Origin of the sequence: Paraburkholderia sp., from assembly GCF_034668105.1 — a bacterium.
In the GTDB taxonomy this organism is placed as follows: Bacteria; Pseudomonadota; Gammaproteobacteria; order Burkholderiales; family Burkholderiaceae; genus Paraburkholderia.
Window position 1 is genome coordinate 1 of record NZ_JAXDPY010000431.1, and the last position, 10,238, is coordinate 10,238.

8 protein-coding genes are annotated in these 10,238 nt (G+C 60.4%); 5 read left to right on the forward strand and 3 right to left on the reverse strand.

The window, feature by feature from the left end; translation table 11 throughout:
• A partial coding sequence (locus QOC89_RS19495) for a plasmid fertility inhibition factor family protein (RefSeq protein WP_416340423.1) occupies positions 1-222 on the forward strand: 222 nt, incomplete at its 5' end.
• Here the strand turns inward: QOC89_RS19495 and QOC89_RS19500 are convergent.
• A complete protein-coding gene (locus tag QOC89_RS19500) occupies positions 219-1,217 on the reverse strand; it encodes a 2-hydroxyacid dehydrogenase (protein WP_323046520.1) in 999 nt (332 codons plus the stop codon). The genes QOC89_RS19495 and QOC89_RS19500 overlap by 4 nt on opposite strands.
• Positions 1,218-1,767: 550 nt before the next feature.
• Here QOC89_RS19500 and aspT (QOC89_RS19505) point away from each other — a divergent pair.
• The 4 genes from aspT (QOC89_RS19505) to QOC89_RS19520 all read left to right on the forward strand — a co-directional run bounded on the left by aspT (QOC89_RS19505) (position 1,768) and on the right by QOC89_RS19520 (position 8,392).
• A complete protein-coding gene (gene aspT / locus QOC89_RS19505) occupies positions 1,768-3,450 on the forward strand; it encodes an aspartate-alanine antiporter (protein WP_323046521.1) in 1,683 nt (560 codons plus the stop codon).
• Between the two features lie 130 nt (positions 3,451-3,580).
• Positions 3,581-5,263 (forward strand): aspartate-alanine antiporter, encoded by a 1,683-nt coding sequence (aspT, locus tag QOC89_RS19510; RefSeq protein ID WP_323046522.1) that lies wholly within the window; start codon positions 3,581-3,583, stop codon positions 5,261-5,263.
• 112 nt (positions 5,264-5,375) lie between these two features.
• Complete coding sequence (locus QOC89_RS19515; RefSeq protein ID WP_323046523.1) at positions 5,376-7,040, forward strand: bifunctional aspartate transaminase/aspartate 4-decarboxylase; 1,665 nt, start codon at positions 5,376-5,378, stop codon at positions 7,038-7,040.
• Between the two features lie 113 nt (positions 7,041-7,153).
• A complete protein-coding gene (locus QOC89_RS19520) occupies positions 7,154-8,392 on the forward strand; it encodes a pyridoxal-phosphate-dependent aminotransferase family protein (protein ID WP_323046524.1) in 1,239 nt (412 codons plus the stop codon).
• A gap of 83 nt (positions 8,393-8,475) precedes the next feature.
• On the opposite strand, the gene QOC89_RS19525 is transcribed toward QOC89_RS19520, so the two are convergent.
• Positions 8,476-9,801 (reverse strand): DUF1996 domain-containing protein, encoded by a 1,326-nt coding sequence (locus QOC89_RS19525; protein ID WP_323046525.1) that lies wholly within the window; start codon positions 9,799-9,801, stop codon positions 8,476-8,478.
• A gap of 205 nt (positions 9,802-10,006) precedes the next feature.
• Positions 10,007-10,238: hypothetical protein (locus QOC89_RS19530; RefSeq protein WP_323046526.1), on the reverse strand; the 232-nt coding region annotated here is incomplete at its 5' end.

The following is a 10,238-nucleotide window of genomic DNA, read 5'->3' on the forward strand; positions in this document are numbered from 1 at the left end:
GGTCTGGAGCGCGAGGGCGTGGTGGCGTTTCGCAACGGGCAGCATCGCGCGCGTTATCTGGCCGACGCGGGCGCGCGCTGGTTTCCGGTGGAAGTACACGAACGCGAGGCGGCCTTGATGCGTGAGATGTGCGGCGCAGCGGACGACGCCCGCACGGCGATTCGCCCAACTACAGTGGATGGCGCCGCGGATGCGGTGGCCCGCGATACGCCGCTCCCTTAGCCGCGCGCCTGCACCACATTGCACGGCGTGCCGGCCTGCCATGCCGCGACGTTATCGAGCGTGGTCTGCGCGATCTCGTTCATCGCCTCGCGCGTGAAAAACGCCTGGTGCGCGGTGACGATCACGTTTGGGTACATCAACAGGCGTGCGAGCACGTCGTCCTGCAGCGGCAAATTCGAGTGGTCCTCGAAAAACAGGCCGCCTTCTTCCTCGTACACGTCGAGCCCGAGATGACCGAGCTGGCCGTCCTTCAACGCGCCGATCAGCGCATTGCTTTCGACCAGGCCGCCGCGACCGGTATTGATCAGCATTGCGCCGCGCTTCATCTTCGCGAGCGCGGGTTCGTCGATCAGATGGTAGGTGCCAGGGACTAACGGACAATGCAGGCTGACGATGTCGCTTTCAGCCAGCAGCGTGTCGAGCGGTACGTAGCGCGCACCGAGCGCGAGCAGGTCGTCGGCTGGCGTGCCGGGATCGTGGGCGAGCACCTGCATGCCGAAGCCCGCCATGATGCGGCCGAACACGCGGCCGATCATGCCGGTGCCGACCACGCCGACCGTTTTACCGTGCAGGTCGAAGCCGAGTAGTCCATGCAGCGAGAAGTCGCCTTCGCGCGTGCGTGCGGCGGCTCGGGGCAAGCGGCGGTTTAGCGCGAGAATCAGACCGACGGCGTGTTCGGCGACCGCGTGCGGTGAGTAGGCCGGTACGCGTGCGACTGCTATGCCGAGACGTTCGGCTGCGGCGAGGTCGACGTGGTTGAAGCCTGCGGAGCGCAGCGCGAGCATGCGCGTGCCGCCTTGATGGAGCTTCTCAAGAACCGCTGCGTCGACGTTGTCGTTGACGAATGGGCAGACTACTTCGTAGCCCTGCGCAAGGATCGCGGTTTCGACGTCGAGGTGCGATTCCTGGAAGTGGAGTTCGAAGCCATGCGTGTTGTTGGCTTCGGCGAAGGTGTCGCTGTCGTATTGGCGGCTGCTGAAGAGGATTAGGCGCATGGGGGCTCCGAAGGAAGCATGCCGGCGTGGCAAATTTCGATTTATTCACGGCGCCGCATAGCGGCACGTCAGTATATCGGCCCTTTATGCTAGCGACCGTCGCTTGCGATGCGCGGTTCGAAAACGATTTCGCCCTTTACCGAAGATCAAGTTTTTCGAAGCAAAAAGGGTCGCAAATGAAAATAATATTGACAGCCATACCCAACTACAATAATTATTAAAAAAGGCGTCTCAATAAGCACCTTCGTGCGGTGAAAAAATGGGCCATCAGCAAAGTATGTCGTTTTCAGACCGCCGGGCAAACCTCGCGAGGAACAGTGTGAGTGTTGAACTTACCGAAAAGCGTTTCCCTCTTGTCGCTGCAGGGCGGAATATCCTGTTTTACGCCGGAAGCTTCATGCCATCGTCATAAAGGTTTCCATTCAATGAAATCTGCTTATGCCGGATGAGTAATATATCTGAGTCGTCGCGAGTCGGATTGAATTCATTTTCAAATTCCAGAGAGATCTGTTCAGCTTTCTGCTAATAAACCGTAAATCGGCGAGCCCATATGATCGGTGAATTGCTGAGATCTCAACCGGAGATCGCGCTGTTCGCAAGCCTTGCAATCGGATATTTCATTGGTTCGTTTCGGGTGGGGCCAATTCAACTCGGCGGCGTCTGCGGGACGTTGATCGTGGCCTTGCTATTGGGTCAGACGGGCGCGCGGCTTGCCCCCGATCTGAAGAACATCGCATTCGCGCTGTTCATCTTCGCGCTGGGTTTCACCGGCGGACCGCAGTTCTTTGCCAACATCGGGCGAGGCTGGCGTTATGGCTTGCTGTCGGTGGTCGAGATCGTGTCGGTGCTGGTGCTGATCATGATCGCGGTCCTCGTGATGCGGCTCGACGCCGGCACGGCGGCTGGCTTGCTGGCCGGCGCCGCGACGGAGTCGGCGGTGATCGGCACGGCGTCGGAGGCGATCGCCAGGCTTGGTTTCAGCGACGCGGAGACATTGCGTCTGCAGGCCAACATCGTGACCGCGTACAGCGTGAGCTATCTGTTCGGCCTGGTCACCATCGTCCTGTTCACGAGCCAGTTTGCGCCGCTGCTGTTGCGCATCAATTTGCGCGAGGAAGCCGAGCGCGTGTGGCACAAGCTCGGCGGCGACGGGGCATTTGGCGATGGCCAGCACGCCGCCGCGCCGGCGCTCGTGGGCCGCGCGTTCCGGGTCGGCAGGGCGGCGGGCTCGACGATCTTCACGCTCGAACAGCAGCACGGCTTTAATCTGGCGATTGAACACCTGCGGCGCAACGGAGCCGACGTGCCGGTCGAGCCGCATCTGACGTTGGCCGCGGACGACCTGATTCTGGTGGCCGGTCGGCGCGAAGCGGTCGTGGCCGCGGCTGCCCGCCTCGGCGAGGAAGTGGCGGACGCCGGCTTCAGCCAGTTCATGGTGGAACAACTCGACGTCGTGCTGACGCGCAGCGAGGCGCATGGTCTGACGGTCGCGCAGGTACGCGAACGGGCCAAGCCGGAAGACGGGCGCGGCGTCTATATCGCGGCCGTGACGCGGCTCGAAACCACGGTGCCCGCGTTGCCCGGCACCGAACTCAATCGTGGCGACGTGCTGACGCTGGTGGGCGCGAAGGCCGACGTCGCGCGCGGCGCGCGGCATCTGGGCTACGTGCTCGCCGCGACCCAGAAAACCGACTTCGTTTATCTCGGCCTGGGCGTGCTGGTCGGCATGGCGATCGGCCATCTCGGCGGCCGCATCGGCGGCATTTCGATCGCGCTCGGCGCAGGCGGCGGATGTCTGCTGTCGGGGCTGCTGTTCGGCTGGATCCGTTCGCGCTATCCGTTAGTCGGTTCGCTGCCTTCGGCCGCCGCGCAAATTCTCAAGGACTTCGGCCTTGCCACCTTCATTGCCGCCGTCGGACTGTCGGCGGGACCCGATGCCATCAAGCTGGTGCGCGAATACGGTCTGGCGCTGCCCGTCGCCGGCATTCTGATGGTGCTCGTGCCCGGCTTGCTGTCGCTCTGGATTGGCCGCGTGTTTCTCAAACTCGACGCGCCCATGCTGCTCGGCGCCATTGCCGGTCAGCAATGCAGCACGCCGGCGATCAGCGCGCTGGTCGGCGTGACCGGCAATTCGACGCCCGTGATCGGCTACACGATCACCTATGCGCTCTCTAACATTCTGTTGCCGTTGATGGGGCCGGTTGTTGTCGGTCTCGCCGGGAAATTCGGCTAGGCGGCCAGATGGGCTGCGCGCGGTGCACCACGCCGCGCGCAGTCGACACGGCACGCGGACATCGACACGAAATCCGCGTGCACCCGCAGCACCCAGTACTCAGTATCTCAAACTATCCAGCGAGGGCACGATGGACTGGCTACATCACATTTTTCAGAAATCACCGGAGATCGCGCTGTTTTTGTCGTTAGCAGCCGGTTACTTCATCGGGCAGATCAACTTCGGTAAGTTCCAGTTGGGCGGCGTAGGCGGTTCATTGCTGGCCGCGGTCGTGATCAGTCAAGCGGGCGTCACGATCGATAACGGCGTGAAATCGGTGATGTTCGCCGTGTTCATTTACGCGGTCGGTTACGACTCCGGGCCGGGTTTCTTCAACTCGTTGAATCGCAAGACGCTGCGCGAGATTGCGATGGCGATCTTTCTCGCGGTCACCGCGCTCATCACGGTCCTGATCTGCGCCAAGCTGTTCCATCTGAACAAGGGTCTCGCAGCGGGACTCGCGGGCGGTGCGCTGACGCAGTCGGCGATTATCGGCACGGCCGGCGACGCCATCGCGCGTCTCGGTTTGCCCGCCGATCAGGTCAAGTCGCTGCAATCCGACGTGGCGATTGCCTATGCGGTGACCTACGTGTTCGGCTCGCTCGGGGCAATCATCGTCTGCGTGAATATTCTGCCCAAGTTCATGGGGCAAAGCTTGCGAGATGCTTCGATCGAAGCAGAGCGCGAACTGTCCGCCGGTTCGCCCTCACTCGGCGCCGGGCAAATTCGCGCGTTGCCCGAACTAGTGGGGCGTGCGTACAAGATCGATGTCAGCGCCGGGAAAACGGTCAAGGCGGTCGAGACCCAGCATCAGGACCTGTTGACGATCGAGCGGATCAGGCGCGACGGTAAGGCCCTCGAGCCGACACCCGATCTGACCTTGCAACTCAACGACGAAGTGCTGGTGGTGGGCCGCCGTGAAGCGGTGGTCGCATTCGGTGCGAACGGCAACGAGATCGCCAACGTCGAGGACGTCGGTGTCGTGATGCAGACGCGCGACGGCGTGTTCACCCGCAAAGGCATGAATCACACGACGATCGCCGCCGCACGCGAAGTCGTGGATCGCGACATGCGCCACGGCGTCTATATCCAGAGCGCCTCGCGTGCTGGCCAGCCGCTGCCGATCCTGCCCGAAACCAAACTCGAGCATGGCGACGTCATTACCTTCTACGGTTCGCCGAAAGACACCAAGCGCGCCGTCGATGCAGCCGGCTACGAGCTGCCGTACAGCAACAAGACCGACTTCATCTATATGGGCGTCGGCATCGTGCTGGGTTTGCTGATCGGCCTGATCGTCGTCGACGTGGGCGGCGTTCCGCTCACGCTCGGTTCCGGCGGTGGCTGTCTGCTGGCAGGTCTCCTGTTCGGCTGGATGCGCGGCAAGCACCCGATGTACGGTGCGATGCCGTCCGCGGCTTCGCAGTTGCTGAAGGACTTCGGCCTCGCGGCGTTCGTCGCGGTGGTGGGTTTGAATTCGGGCTTGCAGGCCGTGGTGACCGTCAAGCAGAGCGGCATGACGATCTTCCTGCTCGGCGTGATCGTCACCGTGGTGCCGCTCGTGCTGACCATGCTGTTCGGCCGTTACGTGCTGCGCTACAACAACGCGGCCATCCTGGCCGGCGCGCTGACCGGCTCGCGCAGTGCCAACCCGGCATTCGGCGGCGTACTCGACAAAGCCGAGAGCGCGGTGCCGACCGTGCCGTTTGCGATCACCTATGCCATTGCGAACGTCGCGTTGACGCTGCTCGGACCGCTCGTGGTGGGACTCGTTTAGCCTGATTTAGCCTGGTTTAGTACACGCATTTATCGATCTCTCTTACGCCGGCGGCAACTGAACGATCATTCGCGGCGCCGGCGTCATTCACTTGCACCTTGGAGAACGCATCATGGCAAAAGAGAAAAGCGGCAAGAAACAGGGCGATATGGCACAAGCCGGCTTTGCGGCACTCAGCCCATTCGAACTCAAGGACGAACTGATCAAGGCCGCCGGTGGCGGCGCGGTGGAGCGTGCTGCCAATGCGTCGATGCTCAACGCGGGCCGCGGCAATCCTAACTTTCTCGCGACGATTCCGCGCCACGGCTTCTGGCAGCTCGGCCTCTTTGCAATGCGCGAGTCGGAGCGTTCGTTTGCGTTCATGCCGGAGGGGGTGGGCGGCTTTCCGCGCCGTGAAGGGCTCACCGAGCGCTTCGATCTGTTCCTGCGCGAAAACAAGGGCGTGCCCGGCATCGACTTTCTGCGCGGCGCGATCTCGTATGTGCGCGATCAGCTTGGCTTGTCCGCGGGCGACTTCCTCTATGAAATGTGCGAGGGCATTCTCGCGTCGAACTATCCGGTGCCGGACCGGATGCTCAAGTTATCCGAACTGATTGTCGGTCAATATCTGCGTAAGGAGATGATCGGCAACCATCCGTTCGTCGGCGAGTTCGACGTGTTCGCGGTGGAAGGCGGCACGGCGGCGATGACGTACATCTTCAACACGATGCGCGAGAATCACCTGATCAAGCCGGGCGATACGATCGCGCTCGGTTTGCCGATCTTCACGCCGTACATTGAAATTCCGCGCCTGAACGACTATCAGCTGAACGTCGTCAATCTCGAAGCCTCGGTTGAAAGCGGCTGGCAGTATTCGAAGAAGGAACTCGACAAGCTGCGCGATCCGAAGGTGAAGGCATTCTTCCTCGTGAACCCGAGCAATCCGCCTTCGGTGAAGATCAACGACGAGAGCCTTCAATACATCGCCGACATCGTCAAGGAACGGCCCGACCTGATTCTGTTGACCGACGACGTGTACGGCACCTTCGCCGACGATTTCGTTTCACTGTTCGCACTTGCGCCCAAGAACACGATCCTCGTGTACTCGTATTCGAAGTATTTCGGCGCGACCGGCTGGCGCCTCGGCACGATCGCGACGCATCGCGACAACGTGCTCGACAAGCTGATCGCCGAACTGCCGAAAGAAGCAAAGAAGCAGTTGCACGAGCGTTATGAATCGATCACGACCGAACCGGACAAGCTCAAGTTCATCGATCGGCTGGTCGCCGACAGCCGCACTGTCGCGCTGAATCACACGGCCGGTCTGTCGACGCCGCAGCAGGTGCAGATGGTGCTGTTCTCGTTGTTCTCGCTGATGGACACGCCTGACGCGTACAAGAACGCGTTAAAGCGGCTGATCCGCAAACGCAAGCAGGCGTTGTACGAAGAGGTCGGCATTTCGTTCGAGGACGACGATCCGAACCAGGTCGACTACTACACGATTCTCGACATCGAGTTTCTCGGCGAGCGGATGTTCGGGCGTGAGTTCGTCGAATGGCTGCTGAAGAATACCGAGCCGTCCGAGTTGCTGTTCCGTCTCGCGCGTGAAGCGCGCGTGGTGCTGCTGCCGGGACGCGGCTTTGGTACGCAGCATCCGTCGGGACGGGTGTCGCTGGCCAATCTGAACGAGTCGGACTATCGGCAGATCGGCCGCGCGATGCGCAAGCTGATCGAGGAATATGTCGAACGCTACAACACCGCGACCGGCAAGAAGCTCGATAAGACCAAGGTGAAGTGACAAAATCCTTGCGCAATCGCGCGGATCGGTGAATGATCGGACGAACGGCTCCGCCAGTGACTTTGTTGGCGGGGCCGCTTGTTCCTTTGCGCCCTGACATTCACGTATCGATCATGCCGACTTCATCCACTCTCTCCGCTTCCACAGCAGTGCCTTGTCCGGTTGTCGAATCGCTCGACGCCATTCTTCCCGAAGAACCGTTACTGATGATGGGCGCCGGCCCCGTGCCGATTCCCGCGGCGGTGGCCAAAGCCAACACGATCGTGATCAATCACCTTGGCGGCACGATGGTGAAGGTGATCGGCCAGGTCAAGACGATGGCGCGCTACGTATTCCAGACGAATTCGAAATGGGTGCTGGGCGTGGCGGGGCCGGGATCGGCCGCGATGGAAATGGCAATCTCCAACCTCGCGTGGACGGGCACGCGGGTGCTGAGCATCAAGAACGGCTTTTTCAGCGACCGGATGGCTGAGATGGGGCGGCGTGTCGGCGCACAGGTGAGCACGCTGAACGTCGAGGACCGATCGGTTGCGAGCCTCGAGCAGATCGCCGAGGCGATTCGCCGCGAGCGTCCGGAGATTGTGACGGTGGTGCAGGGTGAAACATCGAATACGGTGTGGAATTACCACCTGAAGGACATTGCCGCGCTGGCCAAGGCTGCGGGCGCGCTGGTGATCGTAGATGCGGTGTGTACGCTGAGCACGATGCCTCTGGAGATGGATACGTGGGGCATCGACGCGGTGATTACCGGTGGGCAGAAGGGTTTGTCGTCAATTCCGGGCGTCTCGCTGATCGCGTTTTCGGATGCGGCGTGGGCGCGGGTGAAGGGGCGCACTGCGCCGAATGCGCATTGGTGCCTGGACGCGTCGCTGGCGGAGAACTTCTGGCATAACGCCGGTTACCACTACACAGCGCCTGTGTCAGGCGTGCTCGCTTTGCATGAGGCATTGCGGCTGGTGTGTGCGGAGACTTTGGAGAAGCGTTTTGCGCGGCATTTGAAGTGTTCGGTGGCGTTGCAGGAGGGCATCACTGCATTGGGCTTAAAGCTGTACGCGCCGCAGGCGTGCCGCCTGAATTCGGTGGTAGGTATTGAGGTACCGGAAGGCTTGAGCCCTGGCGATATCTGCGGGCATATCTCGCGTCAGCATCAGGTGGAGATTTCCGGGTCGTTTGGTTTGCCGATCGTGCGTATCGGTCAGATGGGCGAGCAGTGCCGCGAGCACAATCTGTTCAGGACGCTGCATGCGCTAGGCCGCACGATGCTGGATCTGGGCGCGGCGGTGGATTTGCCTGCGGGCGTGGCGGCGTTGGAGAAATCGTTGTCGGGTGGCGCGCGCGGGGTGGCGCGGTAGGATCTTGGCTTTGAGCTTTTGCCGGGCGTATGGTCTGCGCCCGGCGTCAACTGCGTTTGATGTGTTTGATGCGTTTGATCCCATCACTTCAGATAGAGTCCCGGTCCCCACGGGCCTTCGCGCGACGAAAACTGAACCGTCTCGGCGTTCGCATTGCGAATGCAGATGCCAATCTGTGATGCTCCCGCCGCCGCTTGCGACGCGATGTAGCTGGTGACGTCGTTTAGTCGCACCTGCGACGCGTTGTCCAGATAAATGCCGCCGATCTGTTGTGTCGTACATGCGCTTGCCGTGGGCAGGTGAGTGGCGTCGTCCCAGTTTGTGGTCGCCGCGTAGAGTTGCAGCATGATGGCGTTGGAATCCGTCATGTTCTGCCCTTGGGTTTGCAGATTGGACTTGGCGTACGGATAGTCGCCGAGATTCGATGGCGTTGGGAATTTGATCAGCACGACATTGCCGGGCGCCAGGACTAGCGTGGGGTCAGTCGGGTGGATTGCACCGCTTGAATCGAGCCAGACATCCGCGCTGGCAGCGGAGTAATACGTCGGAAGACTGCTGCCGCATGTGGCACTTGTGGGCGTGTTCATGCACTTATCGATCACGTATTGCATGACGTCCGTCTTCCACGCATTGACGAAGTCGCCGTGCGCCGTGTACATGCTGCCCCACTGCGGCACCGATTGCCCATTCATCATCATCGGGTCCATCGACAATTGCGCCGTTGTCAGATCCGGATCTTGCCCGAGGTTGTACGCGACATTCAGCTGGAGTTCGGGAATCTTGACGGGATAGGTGCTTGGGCAGGTGCCATCGGCGTTCCGATATGCCATGTTGTCAATGCCGCCTGCAAAATTCGGCACCAGTGTCTTGCCGTCCCAGCAATCAGGGAAATGCACGGAGATATCGAGCTGGGAATAGGTTCCGCTGCTATCCGTTACGACGGGACAGTGGGTGGGGGCAGTTGTGGTGTAGGAGCCTCCTCGACACAGGAAGTTGATATGCGAATTGGGCGCGGTGCCCATATGATTGCCGGCCAGCATCTCGAATCCGGGCTGAATCGCCTGGAGCGCGACGACCGGTTGATCGTTCTTGTAGTACGTCTTCTGGTATTGCGGCACGACGATTCCCGAGGCCCGTTTCAATTGCGGTACCCAGTATGCGGAAGCATCGGCAATTGAATCGCATGTTGTGAGTTTGTTGTTGCTCAGTGAATCGTAGGTGCTATAGGCGTCCGTGCTTGTGTTGCCGAAGAAGTCATGCACCATGGCTTGGCCCGGCTTGCCGGGGTGAACGATGGAGTCGTCCGGCAATGTATGCGAGTAGGTGCAGCGCACGGCGAAGCCGCTACCGGCTTGGGCTGCGCCCGCTGTGAGCATCAGCATAATGCAGATCATGATGTGCGTTTTCATGGATGGCTCCTGAAGCGAAAATGAAATGATGTCGTGGATAATTTTTCTATGCGATTTAGTTAGGATTATTTAATGACGGAATCGTCATGAGGCTGCGTGTGGTTGAGGTAATCGTAGGTTATTCGCTTAAGAAGCGCCAGTGCGTTATCGCGTCTCAGGTAATCAGGTCGATTGTGATTTTCACTATTCTGTGGCTTTGGTCTTTTTATGAAAAACTGAGGGCTATTGTTTTGGATCTGAGGGCGGTGCTCTGTGCCGGCGGTGCTCTGTGCCTTTCCTTGAATTGGTTGCCTGCTGGGCGTTTTGTTGTCTGATTGCCTGCGGCGTTGGCCTTTCCTTGTGTTCTTATTGGTCTATTAGCGTTGCCCCTGTGCGGGGCGGCACTTACTTTCTTTGCCGCCGCAAAGAAAGATAAGCAAAGAAAGCGGCTCACACCG

Bases quoted from the DNA above. Each gene is read 5' to 3' on its own strand.
- aspT (WP_323046522.1), top strand. From the start codon at position 3,581: ATGGACTGGCTACATCACATTTTTCAGAAATCACCGGAGATCGCGCTG.
- QOC89_RS19525 (WP_323046525.1), bottom strand. From the start codon at position 9,801: ATGAAAACGCACATCATGATCTGCATTATGCTGATGCTCACAGCGGGC.
- QOC89_RS19500 (WP_323046520.1), bottom strand. From the start codon at position 1,217: ATGCGCCTAATCCTCTTCAGCAGCCGCCAATACGACAGCGACACCTTC.
- QOC89_RS19520 (WP_323046524.1), top strand. From the start codon at position 7,154: ATGCCGACTTCATCCACTCTCTCCGCTTCCACAGCAGTGCCTTGTCCG.
- aspT (WP_323046521.1), top strand. From the start codon at position 1,768: ATGATCGGTGAATTGCTGAGATCTCAACCGGAGATCGCGCTGTTCGCA.
- QOC89_RS19515 (WP_323046523.1), top strand. From the start codon at position 5,376: ATGGCAAAAGAGAAAAGCGGCAAGAAACAGGGCGATATGGCACAAGCC.